Consider the following 14,926-nt stretch of genomic DNA (forward strand, 5'->3'; position numbering starts at 1 on the left):
TATATCTATTACTACAATAATAAACGGATTAAAACAAAACTGGCCGGAAAAACTCCGGTTCAATACCGAAATCTTTCCGACCAGCTAGTTGCTTAAACTTCTCTCCAATTTTTGGGGTTCAGTTCAAGTAGCATATGCTACTAGCCTTTTCATATTGTCTATTTGTAATTAGAAATTACTTCTTCAACAATGTAGCTAAACGTGACTTATCACGTGAAGCCTTGTTCTTAGCAATCAAGCCCTTTGATGCGGCACGATCGATTGCTGATGAAGCTGAAGCAAATAACTCTTGCAAGTTACCTTCGCCAGTTTCAGCAGCAACACGGAACTTCTTCACTTCAGTACGGTATGCACTTAATTGTGAGATGTTACGCTCGCGTTGCACCTTGTTCAAGCGGGCACGTTGGATTGATGACTCAATAATTGGCATCGCTTTTCCCTCCGATGATAAATGTCAAAATAAAAACGTGATTAATATATTTATATTAACGACGCAAACCAAGCTTTTGGATCAACTCACGGTAGCGTTGTACATCATTATTACGTAGGTAACGTAACAAGTTACGACGGTGACCGATTTTCTTCATCAAGCCACGTTGTGAGTGAAAGTCATGCTTGTGCTCTGACATATGTCCGTTCAATTCGTTGATGTCAGCAGTTAACACTGCAACTTGAACTTCAACTGAACCAGTATCACCTTCGTGACGAGCGAACTCATTGATGATTTCATTCTTGCGTTCTGCAGAAATAGCCATTGTTGGATATCCACCTTTCATAATATAGTCGCCTCAAACAACGTATGACGACGGTGAACCGTCAAACATAGTAAAAGGTCATGTGCTAATGCACTCTAAATATAATACTAAATTAGATAACTATATGCAAGTTTTTTATTCAGCCATTTCATTTTTATATTTTAAAATAAACAGTTCGAATAACAATTCCGGATCTCGGGCTGTCGACTTCAGTTGTTCTTCCATACTAACCAAACCAAGATATGCCCTTGCTAATCTAAGATAGCTAAATTTTCTGACAGTACGTTTAGCTAATTTAACTCGATATGGGTGAACTTTCAGTTCAGAGGCGATTCCCCTTTCACTCTTCACGTTAGATTTAACTTGCAGCAACAAACGGAATTGACCAATTAACGCACCATGCAGACGAAGCGGTTCTTCACCAGTAGCTAGCAACTCATGGTATAAACTAACAGTACGCGTTAATTGTCCATTTAGTAAACTATCAATTAAATCAAAAATATTTTCAGTCAACGTATGAGTCACTAAATCTTTTACATCAGCAACCCTAATCTGCTTTTTCGCTACCGTATAAAGCATTAATTTATCTAGCTCTGACATCATCTGGGTCAACGAAGAATTGGTCAATCGAATCAATTCTTGTTTTGCCTCAGAATCAATTGTATAACCTCTTTCATTTAGCCGATCACTAACAAATTGGTTAATATCTTTTTCACTTAAGTTCACAAATGAGAGATATCTCGCTTGTTCTTTCAACAGTTTTGTGACTTTCTTACGGTTATCCAGTTTATCATACGGTGCGAAAATAACTAATATTGTTTGTGGCTCAGGTTGATTAATGTAGTTCACCAAATCTTCAACATGATGTTCTAGATTATTTTTTTGACGTTCACCGGTTAAAAAATACGGATTGTCTAAAATCACCACTCGTTGATCACCAAAAAATGGTACCGACTTAGCATCGTCAATGGCCAAACTTAAGGGCACTTCTGTTAAATCAAATTGCGCCAAGTTCAGCGTCCGGTCTTCTGGCTGAATAACGGTCAAAAACTTTTCTCTAACCAGGTCCAATAGATATTGATCCTGACCTTGGACAAAATAAATTGGATGTAGTTGTCCTGTCTGCACATCATTCAAAACATCTGTTAAAGTTACGGTCAAAACAACATTCCTCCTACTTTTTTCTATATTATAAGATAGCACGTCTCAACGTTTCTGCCCACTAATGTTTTAATTTATGAACATAAAATAAACGATAACAATTAAAAAGCCCCCATTTTACCTTAATCATACCCTGTTTAGCAGTATTATAAATAACAACATGGTATTTTTTTGCAGTCATCAACGTTTCCTTATTTGGGTGTCCGTAGCGATTATTCACACCGGCCGAAACAATACCAAAATGCGGCTTTAAATGACTAACGAATGCTGCATCAGTACTGGTCTTTGAGCCATGATGACCCAATTTAAGAATATCGACTGGTGGTATATTATAATGTTTTAGGATTTCTTTCTCCCCTTTTTTAGATAAATCCCCAGTCATCATTAGTTTAACCCGCTTAAAGTTAACATAGATTGCAATAGAATCATCATTTTCACCCATCCCTTGTTGTAACGGATGACAAACTTGAATAGCTTGAGTAATTTTCATTCCCGCTAGTACTGGACATACTTTTCCTCCGGAGTGAATGTATTTCGTGATTCGCTTATTAAATTTAGCCTGGCGTTCCATACCAGCAGGTACATATATTTTTGCCACTTTAATCTCTGCTAGGAAATCTGAAACATTTCCTATATGATCGATATCCTTATGCGTCAGTATTAGCTGCTGCACGTTATCAATAGCATGTCCTTTTAAAAAATGAATTAATTCTTCAACCTGATAATTAGTAATAGGCTGTCCTTGCTGATTGTTTTGCGAAAATTGAAATTTACCACCAACATCAACCATAGTTACTTGCTGATGTGTTGGTCTTAATATGGTCGTATCTCCTTGCCCAATATCAAAAAATGCAATAAAACCGCCGGAAAACATTCGTGGGGTTAACCAAGCCACTGAATAGCAACAAACTAATATCACAAGCCAATATTTTTTCTGGGATACTAACCATACCAAAGGCAATAAAGTCAAAACAATACAAAACAATATTAATGGCCGACCAAATAAACATTCACCGGGTATCCTTTCACCCCATGTAATGCATAGCTGCATGTTATTAATAATCCATTCGCAAATAGTTTGCAACCAGATAAAATGACAGATGGTCGCAAAAATTCCAAGGGTGATAACAGGCATAATGAACCATACAAAAATAGGTACGATTATTAAATTAGCAATTAAACTAACTGGGTGCCAACTAAAAGTATGCCATAGTAATGTCGGTAAAATAAAAAATGATAGCCAGATACTTTGATACCACGAAGGACGATTCTGAAGCCAAAGTAATCCAAAAGTCAATAAGTAAGATAGTTGACCGCCTAAATTATGTAAAACTCCTGGTTCAATTAACAAACCACCTATCAATGCTAATCCCCAAGCATCCTTTGCATCAATATTAAGCCAATGTAAATCACGCCATGCTTGACTCACGCCTAAAAATATAGGCCTAATCAATGATTGCACACCACCAGCAAATACCCATAAGATAATTAAAATAAATTGCACAATAACCAGCGAATGCTCACGTTGGATCCATAACCGTTGTGATAAGCAACGCCATATTTGGTAGACAATCGTTACCTGAAAGCCTGAAATACTAAACAGATGCATCAAACCTAGTAATTGAATACCGCCATTCTCAATATAAAATTCTGGACGTGTATAGCCTAGCAGTAAAGTCTCCCCATAATCTCTTAATCCTTTGGGTAACTTTTCAAACCAATTAACCAGTTGGCAATGGAAACTATGAATCGTCCAAACTATCAACTCAACAAAATGCCTTGGTTTGGCATCTCCTAATACTTTTGCTTTTTTTATCTGTAAACGATGTACAATACCTCGACTACGCCAATAAGCATCAGGATTAAAAGAATATTCATTACGTGCTTCACGTATATGATTTAGTTTACCAGTAATTTGAACAAAAATTGGGTGTGAATTTTGAGAACATTTTTTTGCTATTTCACTCTGTTTATCGAAACTTATGCGTACTTTTTCACCAGTCGTCAATCTAGCAGTTCCAGAACCGTAATCTGGCTTGATATCGATATTATCAGGATGAATCACAAGATAAGAATTAATGTCATCAACAGCTTGTTTATCTAAACGACTGATATTGAACTGCCAATACATAAAATAGCTCAAAACGATTATTAAAATACAAGTACTCAATAGGCGAAAACTAAATTTACGATATAACAAAATAATCAGCCATAGAAAAATGGGGATAGCCCACCAAAAATGAAATAAGAATATAACATTAATGCATGCCAAACACATCCCTAATATCAATAAGTATCCCGATTTCATACCGTTACCAAAGGTTCCAATTTTGTAAATGTTTTTTCACCAATGCCATTTACTTTCTGTAAATCGGTAACTACTTTAAACCCACCCATCGTTTCACGCTGTTTAATAATATCTTGTGCTCTTTTTTCACCAATTCCTGGTAAATTTTGTAATGCCGCACTGTCGGCTGTATTTAAGTTGATCTTATCATTACTAGATTGATCAGGACGATTGTTCCGAAAATCATCCTGAACATTCTGTGGGGATTGTCCTGGTAAAGGATACGCGTCAGGCACTTGTTCATCTCCTGTTGGAATATAGAGAACCTGCCCATTAGTTAACGTTGCTGCCAGATTTATTCGAACACTGTCAACGCTGGATAAGGTTCCTCCGGCACGGCTTAATACCTCTGCAACGATTGGCTGCTTATCAAAATAATAAACGCCTGGTCGATGAACAGCTCCCTTCACATCAATCACAATGTTTGCTGATTTTTCATTATTTATTGGTTTTTTTATTTTTTTTGCATCTTTTTGATGCGCTGCAATGGTTGTAAAATCTTTTGATGACACACTGTTACTACTTTGAGAAACTTGCCACCAAATTAACAGACTAATCCCTACGATAATTAAAATGACACTAAAGTATATCTGATGTTGATAGCGATAATATAATGCTTTAATTTGAACCATATGCTCCCCCCTTTCTAATAATAAAGACGTAGATACAATTAAATTTTCCACATTATAATCACTGAATTTTCAGCATTAAAAAAACTGAGACAATCCTTTTTGTCCCAGTCTTTCTTAACTTAAAGTTTATTAATTATTGTAATTTTGGGTCGTTAAAAATTGTATTCATAACTTCTTCAACCATCGCAAACTCTTCATCCGTTTCAATTGGTTGTAACATGCCTTCTTCCGCATTTTTATCGTAAATAAATGGTAAAACGTCAACCTCTTCATCTTCATTTTCCGTAACCGGACCTAAGATGATATACGACCGATGAAAATCCTCTGAATCAAATGAAAATAATTCTTGAAATTCATGTTCTTGACCGTCTGAATCAGTCAAAATAAAAACTTCTGCCTCGTCCATCTCATCTCTCCTAATAAAGATAAGAACACCTATCCGATAACATTGGATAGATGTTCTCAACTAACCTTTAACTAATTTTCTTGCTCATCTAAAAATTGATTTAAATGTTCCTCGACCATAGCCCATTCTGCATCATCCTCAATTGGTGTCAAACCACCTTCTGTGGCAACTTTTGTTTCTTCTGGGTCAAAAATATAGGCTAACATCTCAACTTCTTCATCCTCGCCTGAACCAGCCGGGTAAAGAATAATATATGACTTACCATATTCTTCCGATTTGAAGGTGAATAATACCTCAAATAATTGTTCATCCCCATTATCATCAACTAACGTAATAATGTCTTGTTCTTCATCCATTTGTTTACCTTCTTACTTTACTAGTGGTCCCTTACGATCCAAATAATTTTGTAAAATCAAACCAGCAGCCAACTTATCGATAACTTTTTTACGTTTTTTTCTAGACGTATCAGCTTCTTCAATTAGCATGCGCTCCGCTTCAACAGTTGTCAAACGTTCGTCTTGAAAGTCAATTGGTAGTCCAAAGGTTTCTTTCAACAACTCACCATAAGCGCGTGAGGCATCAACACGTGGTCCCGAAGTATTATTCATATTTTTAGGTAGACCTAAAACAAAGCCACCTGGCTCATACTTAGTCACTAGTTCTTTCATTCGGTCGATGCCAAATTCTTTCTCATCTTCATTTATTTGAATAATTTCCACGCCTTGCGCAGTCCATCCTAACTGATCAGAAACTGCAACACCTACTGTGCGTGAACCGACATCCAAACCTAGAATACGCTTCATATCATTTGACCTCTTCCTCTACGATATTACTTTGCTAAATAGTCCGTTACTAATGCCTCGATAATTTCATCACGTTCAAATTTACGAATCAAATTTCGAGCATCATTAACACGTGGAATATATGCCGGATCATTTGAAATTAAATAGCCAACGATTTGGTTAATCGGATTATATCCTTTTGATTCCAACGCTGCATATACAACTTCCAACATCTTTCGGACATCATGCGATTCATTATTACCAAATTTAAATACTGCCGTATTATCCAATGAACTCATTATACCCAAACCTCCCTTTAAGGTTTCTATTAATAAAACTAACTTTTATTTATCTTGTAACCAGTCAGCTGCTTGCTTAAAGGCGTCTGCGATACCAGCTGGGTTTTTACCACCAGCTTGAGCCATATCAGGGCGACCACCACCGCCACCACCAATTGCTGGCGCGATTGCCTTTACCAGTTCACCCGCTTTAATACCCTTTTTAACTGCTGATGGAGAAACTGCAACCAACAGGTTAACCTTCTCACCAAGATTAGCAGCCAAAACCAATACATCTGATGGTGTACTTTGCTTCCACGTATCAGCAGTTGAACGCAACACGTCCATTGATTCAACCGCCATCTCAGTTGCAATTAGTGTATAGTTATTAACCTTTTGTGGGTTCGCAAATGCAGCATTAGCTTCTTGATTAGCTAATTTTTGCTCAAGAGAAGCCGACTGACGTTCTGCCTCTTTAAGTGCTGTTTGTAGGACAGAAATTTTATCATTAACTTCAGAAAGCTGTGGTGCTTTCACTTGTTCTGCTGCCTTAGCTAGCCAACTATCGTGCAACTTGAACAATGCCATTGCACCAGCACCAGTAACTGCCTCAATACGTCGGATACCAGCACCTGTTCCTTGTTCGCTAACTATTTTAAACATACCTAATTCAGCTGTTGAATTAGCATGTGTACCACCATCAAACTCAACATTATAATCACCAATTGAAACAACACGGACGGTTTCACCATACTTTTCAGTAAAGACTGCTACCGCACCTAACTTTTTAGCGTTTTCAATATCTGTCTCAATCCATGAAACAGGCAAATTATCAATAATTTTTTGATTAATAACGTCTTCGATTTCCTGTAATTTTTCAGTTGGTACTGAACCATTATAAGTAAAGTCGAAACGTAATCCTTCTGCAGTAACAAGTGATCCAGCTTGTGTCGTATGCTCTCCAAGAACATTACGCAAAGTTTGATCTAACAAATGCGTGGCCGTATGGTTTTTTGATACCGCAGCATGATATGGACGATCAACATCAAGTTTATATAGCTTACCACTAGACATTGGTGCACTGACAGACAAGGTATGTAAATGTTGTCCATTCGGTGCATTTTGTACGTCAGTTACCTTTGCAACTAGTTGACCAGATTCATCATAAATTGTACCAAGATCAGCCACTTGACCACCCATCTCAGCATAGAAAGGCGTCTTTGCAAAAATTGCTTGTGCTTCACCTGTGTTAACTTCTTCAACTAACTTATTGTCGACAATTAGGTTAGACAACTCAGATTGTTCAACCGTTAATTCTGACCAACCAACATATTGAGATGGTGTCTTTAATCCTGTCAATAACTCATTTTGAACACCCATCGAAGCGTTATTAGAACGTGCTGCACGTGCTCGGTCCTGTTGTGCTTTCATTTCTTTATCAAAGCCAGCACGATCGACCTTCAAGCCTTCATCAACGGCATACTCTTCTGTTAATTCATATGGGAAACCATAGGTATCATATAGTTTAAACGCAACTGCACCGTCAATAACTCCCTGATCATTCTTAGCCTTTTCAATCACACCATCTAATAATGACAAACCATCAGTTAATGTCTTATTAAAACGAATTTCTTCCGCTTCAACAATTGAAGAAATATAATCAGCATTATCAGCAATTTCAGGATAATAAGAAATCATGATTTGACCAACGACAGGAACAAGCTCCTTTAAGAACACTTGATTAATGCCTAATTTACGGCCATGCAACACAGCACGACGTAGTAGTCGACGGATAATGTATCCACGTCCCTCATTAGAAGGTAATGCGCTATCACCAATAGCAAAAGTTACGGCACGAATATGATCAGCAATCACCTTGAAGGAAATGTCCTTTGTATCATCTTCACCGTACTTGTACTGTCCTGAAATTTCTTCAGTTTTATGAATAAGCGGCAAAAATAGATCTGTTTCAAAATTAGTCTTCGCATGTTGGAATACAGACACAACACGTTCTAATCCCATACCAGTATCAATGTTTTTTGTTGGCAACTCAGGATAGTCTTTATTATCTGTTAAGCCAGGTAGGTGGTTAAATTGTGAGAAAACCAAATTCCAAATTTCTAAGTAACGTTCATTTTCACCACCAGGATAATTTTCTGATTCATCGGGATCATTAAATTCTGCCCCACGATCGTAAAAAATCTCAGAATCAGGTCCTGAAGGTCCCTCACCAATATCCCAAAAGTTATCTGGCTCATCGTAAAGATGGTCCTTAGGTAGGCCAACCTTATTTAACCAAATGTCTTTTGTCTCGTCATCATCTGGATATACCGTTACATACAATTTATCTGGATCCATACCAAACCATTCTGGACTTGTTAGTAGTTCCCAAGCCCATGGAATCACTTCTTCCTTAAAGTAATCACCAATTGAAAAGTTTCCCATCATTTCAAATAACGTATGATGACGGGCTGTATGACCAACATTTTCAATATCGTTCGTTCGTATTGACTTTTGTGCATTAGTAATACGATGGTTATCAGGAACAACCGTTCCATCAAAATACTTCTTCAAAGTCGCAACACCAGAATTAATCCAAAGAAGAGTTGAATCATTTTGTGGGATTAGCGATTGTGATGGTTCAATTTTATGCCCTTTACTTTCAAAGAAGCGCAAGAATAAGCTACGAACCTCAGCCGATGATAATTCTTTCATCTTTAATGTAAGCCTCATTTCAAAAAATATTAAATAAAAAACAGGCAGTCATTGCAATAACAGAGACGCTCATACGCGGTACCACTCCGATTGCAATGATTGTCTGTATCATTACCTCTTTAATTGCCAATATCGCTAGCACGCGGTTCACTTTCGCAAACAATTATAATAGGTAGCGTCAAATGACCCTTAGCGTTGTTCCCATCAAACACAACGTTTCTGTATGCTCTAAGAAATAATCTGACATGTCCTTGTGGGTATTATATCATATCCGTTAATGTTTTTCTTACTTTTTAGAACTTGAAATATTTTTGTAAATATAAATTAACAAATTATTTACCGTGCGACCGTTTTTTTGCTTTTTTAGCAGCACGTAGCGTCTCACGCTCTGCAACACGTTTCTTATATTTTGCATCACGAGCAATATTATTTTTAATCTGTCGTTTATAACCTGGCTTAACACGTTTCTTCTTCTTTTTCACCATACCAATCATGGTTGGATCTAATTTAGCAGTTGACTTTGCACGTTTCTGACGACGACGGCGATCATACCCTGATTTCAACTCGCCATGCGCATAGGTCATTGGCTCAAATTTCACGCCCATATTTTCAACCATTTGGACACGATTTTCTTCATCCGGATTATAGATTGTGATAGCTGTTCCAGACATACCGTTTCGACCTGTTCGACCAACTCGGTGAATAAAGAATTCTAACTCTGTTGGAATACCATCATTGATAATTAGTGAAACACCTGGAATATCAATTCCTCTGGCCGCCAAATCAGTAGCAACAACATATTGATAATCTAGATGTTGAATTTGTTGCATCGTTCGCTTACGCTCACGTGGTTGAATACCACCATGGATTTCAACGACTTTTAAGCCACGACTACGTAAACTTTTTGTTAACTCATGTGCCCTTTGTTTTGTATTTGCAAAAACTAGTGCCAAATATGGATTTCCCATCGTTAACAAGTTATAAATTAACGTATCTTTAGATTCACCCTTTGTCCCCACCAAAATATTTTTAATAGTGGGTGCAATCACTGTCTCTGAAGGAATTTCTTCAATGACGGGATTTGACAAATATTTTTTTAAAAATGGTTGTAATTTTTGTGGAATTGTTGCTGAAAAGACGTGCATTTTCAAGTCTTCAGGCATTGCGCTCGCAATCGCATCTACATCAGGTAGAAAACCTAAGTCAAGCGTCATATCTGCTTCATCTACGACCAGTGTACTGGCCGTATGAATATCCAATTCGCCAGCTTGGTATAAGTCTTTAATACGACCGGGTGTTCCAATAACAATTTGTGGCTGTTTATTTTTTAGTTGGTGAATTTGACGGCTTTTGTCCATTCCACCAACATACAAGCTAATCCGTGGTTGATCAGCTTCTGAAAAAGCGCTACCTAATTGCTTTGCTGCCTCATAAATCTGTTGTGCTAATTCTCGTGAAGGCGTTGTAATAACTGCCTGCACTTTTTGATCTTCAGCATCATATTGTTGAAAAATTGGAATTAAAAAAGTGTGGGTCTTCCCTGATCCCGTCTGTGATTGTCCAACCACTGAATGCCCCTGTAAAATCACTGGAATAAGTTTTGCTTGCACAGCTGTTGGTTCTTTAAAATGTAACGCTGTCAGAGCTTCATAAATCTCTGACCGTAAATTATAATCGGTAAATTTCGCCATTATCTTTTTGTTTGCTCCTTTAGTAAGTTATCTGTTTCATGAATGATGTCATTAATTTCATCTATATTCTTTGCTTTTGCGCCAGCCGCAAATTCATGGCCACCACCACCATGTCGCTTGGCAATTTCATTAATAATGATGCCACGTGATCGTAATCTCACTCTGAAATAACCATCATCTTGTTGTTCAAAAACCGCCCAGGCTTTGACCGTATTCACTTTACCTAATAAAGGCACAATAAACGCCGTACCAAAATCTCCCAGATTAAAATTTTCAACAATGTCACTAGTTAGAATAATATAATTGAAACCATTTGGCGTCGTTATCATGTTTTCATAGACGAAACCGGATGCTTTGGCAGCTGGTAATGAAATTGTATCCATTTGCTGGTTAATTTTTACCCAATCAAAATTAAATTTCATTAACTTAGCAACAATGTTCATTGTTTCAGAGCTTGTACCATATAGAAAGCGTCCCGTATCGCCAACGATTCCTGAGTATAAAAATGCAGCACCTTTATCCGATAACTTCAATTCATCAGAAAATTCTTGATAAAATGAAAAAATCATCGCTGATGTTGATGAGGCATCTTCTATAACCCAAGTATAATCACCGTATGGTTCATCATTTGGATGATGGTCTATTTTTACTAATACCTTACCATATTCAAATCGACGATCATCTACTCGTGGTGAGTTTGCTGTATCAGTGACAATAACTAAAGCATCATCATATAAACTGTTTGGAATTTTTTCCATTTGGCCCATCCAAGCCATACTTGGTACTGTTTTACCAACAACGTGTACCTGTTTCTCAGGAAATGATGTTTTTATTAATTCTGCTAAACCAAATTGTGACCCAAAAGCATCAGGATCTGGTCTTTGATGACGATGAATAATTATTGTGTGTGCGGCCTTTATTTGCGCTAATATTGCTGTTTGCGCTGTCATAAGCAAATCTCTATTCTATTAAAAATTTTTATTAACTAACAATTGTGTTAATGATATATGAATCAACAATATATGTAAGTATATCAGAAAAATCACATGAGTTCCTACTCATATAAAGGTAATACGACATTTTCAAAGGATAGTGCTGCCAAATTTGTCATTGTTAAACCAAGCAATCGAATAGGGTTTTGATAGCCACCAAGTTCATCCAAAATGTCTTGTGCAACACGAAAAATTTCATCTTCATCATTCGGAAAAAAGTCGATTCTTGTCGCACGATGAGTAGCCGTTTGAAATTCATCATCTCGAATTTTTAGCACCAATGTTTTACCATGTACCTGTGATTTAATCAATGATTTCATTAACTTACCGGACAAGTCTTTTAATTCATCTATCACTGCTTGTTCAGAATCTAAAAACGGTCCATAAGTTCTTTCTTTACTAATCGATTTACGTTCTCGTTGCCAAACAACCGGACGGTCATCAACACCTCTAATTCGTTCATAAAAAATATAGCCACTTTTCCCGAATGTATCGGCCAATTTATTTTGTGTCGTATTAAACAAGTCCTTACCGTTATGAATGCCTAACGACATCATTTGTTCAGCAGTTTTAGTACCCACACCACGCATCTCATTAATCGGTAACATATCTAGGAAGGGGCGAATATCCTCTGGATTGATAACCGTTAAGCCACTTGGTTTATTATGTTCGGAAGCTAATTTTGCTAAAAATTTATTAAAAGAAGTGCCCACTGAACTCGTCAATCCAAGCTCTTCATAAATAATCTGCTGTAACTCATGTGCTAATTGAATTGGATTATTTATCTTTGGTATGTTCTCTGTAATGTCTAAATAAGCTTCGTCAAAGGCTACTGGCTCAATTTTATTGGTATAACGTTTAAAAATTTGATGAAGTTGTTGAGAAACGTCACGATATTTAGAAAAATTCGGCGGAACAAAAACTGCTTGCGGTGCCAAACTTAAAGCTTCAGCAGCACTCATTGCCGAATGAACCCCTAATTCACGAGCTAAATAGTTTGCAGTTGCAACCACACCCCGACCACCTGTTTTACGAGGATCATTCGCCAAGATTAACGGCACTGATTTATAATCAGGATTATCACGCATTTCAATTTGTGCATAAAAAGCATCCATATCAATATGCAAAATTTTACGGTTCGTATTCAAATGGATCGGTATTTCTAACAAATTGGCCATGAAATCCCTCCTTACTTATCAAACTTACTTACTTTCATCATAAGACATTCTTATAAAATTACATATAAAAAGCCTTTGAAAAATATTACTAGCAATACTAGCATTTTTCAAAGACCTAACTCATAATTTACAAAGCTTATTTTTCTTCATTTTTTTGCGCGTCAGTAGCTTCTTGACTATCATCAGAATCTGCTTCAGAATCGTTAACTTCAGGCGCTTCTGCTGTTAGTTCTTCTGTCGTAACTGGTGCATTAGCTTCTTTAACAACTTGACGAATAGCTGACAATTCAAAAACCAAGATAACACCTTCTGCATCCAAATCAAAGGTATGTGCTTCTTTATTAACTGATGAAATAGTACCATGCAAACCACCAATAGTGATTACTTCAGCACCAACTTGAACATTATTAATCATAGCTTGGCGCTTCTTTTGTTGCTTTTGTTGTGGGCGAATCATAATAAAGTACATAGCGGCGATAAATACAACTAAAATAAGTATATTTGCGTTCATAATAAATTTAAACTCCTTAAGTATATTGACTAATTTTAAAACAATCTAGCATTTGGCTCAAAATAACCGTATTTACGTAAAGTCTCTTCTCTAAATTCAAGTAAACGGTCTTCTGCAATTGCTTGACGGACATCTTCCATCAATTTCAGCAAATACCGTAAATTATGTACTGATGCAATTGTTTGTCCATATAATTCATTTGTTTTGAAAAGATGATGTAAATAAGCTTTTGTAAAATGCTGCGAACCATAATCTTCAGTCTCAGGATCAATTAATGAAAAATCATCTTTATATTTTGCATTCTTAATCACAATGCGACCATTTGAAGTCATCAAGGTTCCCTTACGACCAATTCGAGTTGGTAACACACAATCGAACATATCAATACCACGAATGGCAGCATCGATTAGTGAATCTGGAGCGGCCACCCCCATTAAATATCGTGGCTTATTTTCTGGTAGAAATGGTACTGTAAAATCAAGTACACGATTCATTTCCGGCTTTGACTCACCAACTGACAAGCCTCCAATGGCATAACCTGGCAAATCTAATGATACCAAATCCTGTGCAGACTGCTTTCGTAATTCACGGAAACCTGCCCCTTGAACAATACCAAATAATGCTTGATCTTGTTCACGTTTATGAGCCTTTTGTGCTCTTTCCGCCCATCTCGATGTTCGTTCAACTGAATTCTTAACATAATCATATGTCTCAAAATAAGGAATTGCTTCATCCAGTTGCATCATGACATCTGAGCCAAGATTATTTTGAATTCGCATAGCAACTTCTGGCGATAAGAACATCTCGTCACCATTTAAATGATTTCTAAAGGTCACCCCATCTTCAGTAATGTGATTATGATCTGATAATGACCAGACTTGAAAGCCACCTGAATCAGTTAGGATTGGACCATCCCAATTCATAAATTTATGCAAACCACCAGCTCGAGCAATTAACTCATCTCCTGGCCGTAACCATAAATGATATGTATTTGATAAAATGAATTGCGAATTAATCTCTTTTAATTCACGTGGTGACACACCTTTCACAGTCGCTTGTGTACCCACAGGCATAAACATTGGGGTCATAACTTCCCCATGCGGTGTCGTAATTTTCCCTAATCGTGCACCTGTATGCTTTTCGACGTGAAGTAATTCATACTTCACTGCGTAATCCGACATATCAAATTTCCTTTCGATTCTCTACAAACAAACTAGTATCCATTATATCAGAAACATCGGTTTCATAACGGTTGGATTTTTATTTTATCCACGTTATATCGATTTTAAAATAAAAAAGTTACCAAATATTCGGTAACTTTTTTATAAATAATATGTATCCATAATCTACTATGGACGTTACAGGGATCGAACCTGTGACCCCCTGCTTGTAAGGCAGGTGCTCTCCCAGCTGAGCTAAACGTCCATTAATGCATCGCGATGTCCTATCCTCGCAGGAGGCGATCCTCCAACTACTTT

At 37.0% G+C, this 14,926-nt stretch carries 16 protein-coding genes and 1 tRNA gene; 1 reads left to right on the forward strand and 16 read right to left on the reverse strand.

The window, feature by feature from the left end:
* The first annotated feature begins 3 nt into the window (after positions 1–3).
* Positions 4–96 (forward strand): IS3 family transposase, encoded by a 93-nt coding sequence (locus NGR58_RS08520; protein ID WP_407077141.1) that lies wholly within the window; start codon positions 4–6, stop codon positions 94–96.
* Positions 97–175: 79 nt separating this feature from the next.
* Here NGR58_RS08520 and rpsT read toward each other — a convergent pair whose 3' ends face one another.
* From rpsT to NGR58_RS08600, 16 genes are all read right to left on the reverse strand, one after another.
* Positions 176–430 (reverse strand): 30S ribosomal protein S20, encoded by a 255-nt coding sequence (gene rpsT / locus NGR58_RS08525; protein ID WP_258089107.1) that lies wholly within the window; start codon positions 428–430, stop codon positions 176–178.
* Positions 431–485: 55 nt separating this feature from the next.
* Positions 486–755 carry a 30S ribosomal protein S15 gene (gene rpsO / locus NGR58_RS08530; protein ID WP_040761154.1) on the reverse strand — a complete coding sequence of 90 codons (270 nt, stop codon included), beginning with the start codon at positions 753–755 and terminating at the stop codon, positions 486–488.
* Positions 756–890: 135 nt separating this feature from the next.
* Positions 891–1,916 (reverse strand): DNA polymerase III subunit delta, encoded by a 1,026-nt coding sequence (gene holA / locus NGR58_RS08535; RefSeq protein WP_258089108.1) that lies wholly within the window; start codon positions 1,914–1,916, stop codon positions 891–893.
* A gap of 61 nt (positions 1,917–1,977) precedes the next feature.
* On the reverse strand, positions 1,978–4,047 hold the full coding sequence (locus tag NGR58_RS08540; RefSeq protein ID WP_258089109.1) for a ComEC/Rec2 family competence protein: 2,070 nt from the start codon (positions 4,045–4,047) through the stop codon (positions 1,978–1,980).
* 173 nt (positions 4,048–4,220) lie between these two features.
* A complete protein-coding gene (locus NGR58_RS08545; protein ID WP_258089110.1) occupies positions 4,221–4,895 on the reverse strand; it encodes a helix-hairpin-helix domain-containing protein in 675 nt (224 codons plus the stop codon).
* Between the two features lie 133 nt (positions 4,896–5,028).
* The gene (locus NGR58_RS08550; RefSeq protein ID WP_075269874.1) at positions 5,029–5,301 is read right to left on the reverse strand and encodes a DUF1292 domain-containing protein; all 273 of its coding nucleotides are present in this window, start codon (positions 5,299–5,301) and stop codon (positions 5,029–5,031) included.
* 71 nt (positions 5,302–5,372) lie between these two features.
* Positions 5,373–5,657: a DUF1292 domain-containing protein gene (locus NGR58_RS08555; RefSeq protein ID WP_258089111.1), complete on the reverse strand. Its 285-nt coding sequence runs from the start codon at positions 5,655–5,657 to the stop codon at positions 5,373–5,375.
* A gap of 12 nt (positions 5,658–5,669) precedes the next feature.
* A complete protein-coding gene (gene ruvX, locus NGR58_RS08560; RefSeq protein ID WP_075269876.1) occupies positions 5,670–6,104 on the reverse strand; it encodes a Holliday junction resolvase RuvX in 435 nt (144 codons plus the stop codon).
* A 26-nt stretch (positions 6,105–6,130) separates the two neighbouring features.
* On the reverse strand, positions 6,131–6,382 hold the full coding sequence (locus tag NGR58_RS08565; protein ID WP_002829001.1) for an IreB family regulatory phosphoprotein: 252 nt from the start codon (positions 6,380–6,382) through the stop codon (positions 6,131–6,133).
* Positions 6,383–6,427: 45 nt separating this feature from the next.
* On the reverse strand, positions 6,428–9,076 hold the full coding sequence (gene alaS / locus NGR58_RS08570; RefSeq protein ID WP_258089112.1) for an alanine--tRNA ligase: 2,649 nt from the start codon (positions 9,074–9,076) through the stop codon (positions 6,428–6,430).
* A gap of 332 nt (positions 9,077–9,408) precedes the next feature.
* Positions 9,409–10,767 carry a DEAD/DEAH box helicase gene (locus tag NGR58_RS08575; protein ID WP_258089113.1) on the reverse strand — a complete coding sequence of 453 codons (1,359 nt, stop codon included), beginning with the start codon at positions 10,765–10,767 and terminating at the stop codon, positions 9,409–9,411.
* Positions 10,767–11,717: a DHH family phosphoesterase gene (locus NGR58_RS08580; RefSeq protein WP_258089114.1), complete on the reverse strand. Its 951-nt coding sequence runs from the start codon at positions 11,715–11,717 to the stop codon at positions 10,767–10,769. Before NGR58_RS08580 ends, NGR58_RS08575 begins: the two co-directional genes overlap by 1 nt.
* A gap of 104 nt (positions 11,718–11,821) precedes the next feature.
* Complete coding sequence (gene dinB / locus NGR58_RS08585; protein WP_258089115.1) at positions 11,822–12,937, reverse strand: DNA polymerase IV; 1,116 nt, start codon at positions 12,935–12,937, stop codon at positions 11,822–11,824.
* 136 nt (positions 12,938–13,073) lie between these two features.
* Positions 13,074–13,448 (reverse strand): preprotein translocase subunit YajC, encoded by a 375-nt coding sequence (yajC, locus tag NGR58_RS08590; RefSeq protein WP_258089116.1) that lies wholly within the window; start codon positions 13,446–13,448, stop codon positions 13,074–13,076.
* A 35-nt stretch (positions 13,449–13,483) separates the two neighbouring features.
* Positions 13,484–14,629 carry a tRNA guanosine(34) transglycosylase Tgt gene (gene tgt, locus NGR58_RS08595; protein ID WP_115471673.1) on the reverse strand — a complete coding sequence of 382 codons (1,146 nt, stop codon included), beginning with the start codon at positions 14,627–14,629 and terminating at the stop codon, positions 13,484–13,486.
* 171 nt (positions 14,630–14,800) lie between these two features.
* Positions 14,801–14,873, reverse strand: a tRNA-Val gene (locus tag NGR58_RS08600).
* Positions 14,874–14,926: the final 53 nt, after the last annotated feature.

This window comes from Weissella fangxianensis (genome assembly GCF_024718545.1).
Lineage (GTDB): Bacteria > Bacillota > Bacilli > Lactobacillales > Lactobacillaceae > Weissella > Weissella fangxianensis.

What these genes read in the sequence shown, in the direction of transcription:
- NGR58_RS08540 (WP_258089109.1), bottom strand. Translation starts at nt 4,047, where the DNA reads ATGTATTGGCAGTTCAATATCAGTCGTTTAGATAAACAAGCTGTTGAT.
- tgt (WP_115471673.1), bottom strand. Translation starts at nt 14,629, where the DNA reads ATGTCGGATTACGCAGTGAAGTATGAATTACTTCACGTCGAAAAGCAT.
- NGR58_RS08565 (WP_002829001.1), bottom strand. Translation starts at nt 6,382, where the DNA reads ATGAGTTCATTGGATAATACGGCAGTATTTAAATTTGGTAATAATGAA.
- dinB (WP_258089115.1), bottom strand. Translation starts at nt 12,937, where the DNA reads ATGGCCAATTTGTTAGAAATACCGATCCATTTGAATACGAACCGTAAA.
- NGR58_RS08580 (WP_258089114.1), bottom strand. Translation starts at nt 11,717, where the DNA reads ATGACAGCGCAAACAGCAATATTAGCGCAAATAAAGGCCGCACACACA.
- ruvX (WP_075269876.1), bottom strand. Translation starts at nt 6,104, where the DNA reads ATGAAGCGTATTCTAGGTTTGGATGTCGGTTCACGCACAGTAGGTGTT.
- NGR58_RS08550 (WP_075269874.1), bottom strand. Translation starts at nt 5,301, where the DNA reads ATGGACGAGGCAGAAGTTTTTATTTTGACTGATTCAGACGGTCAAGAA.
- NGR58_RS08555 (WP_258089111.1), bottom strand. Translation starts at nt 5,657, where the DNA reads ATGGATGAAGAACAAGACATTATTACGTTAGTTGATGATAATGGGGAT.
- rpsO (WP_040761154.1), bottom strand. Translation starts at nt 755, where the DNA reads ATGGCTATTTCTGCAGAACGCAAGAATGAAATCATCAATGAGTTCGCT.
- NGR58_RS08575 (WP_258089113.1), bottom strand. Translation starts at nt 10,767, where the DNA reads ATGGCGAAATTTACCGATTATAATTTACGGTCAGAGATTTATGAAGCT.
- NGR58_RS08545 (WP_258089110.1), bottom strand. Translation starts at nt 4,895, where the DNA reads ATGGTTCAAATTAAAGCATTATATTATCGCTATCAACATCAGATATAC.
- alaS (WP_258089112.1), bottom strand. Translation starts at nt 9,076, where the DNA reads ATGAAAGAATTATCATCGGCTGAGGTTCGTAGCTTATTCTTGCGCTTC.
- rpsT (WP_258089107.1), bottom strand. Translation starts at nt 430, where the DNA reads ATGCCAATTATTGAGTCATCAATCCAACGTGCCCGCTTGAACAAGGTG.
- yajC (WP_258089116.1), bottom strand. Translation starts at nt 13,448, where the DNA reads ATGAACGCAAATATACTTATTTTAGTTGTATTTATCGCCGCTATGTAC.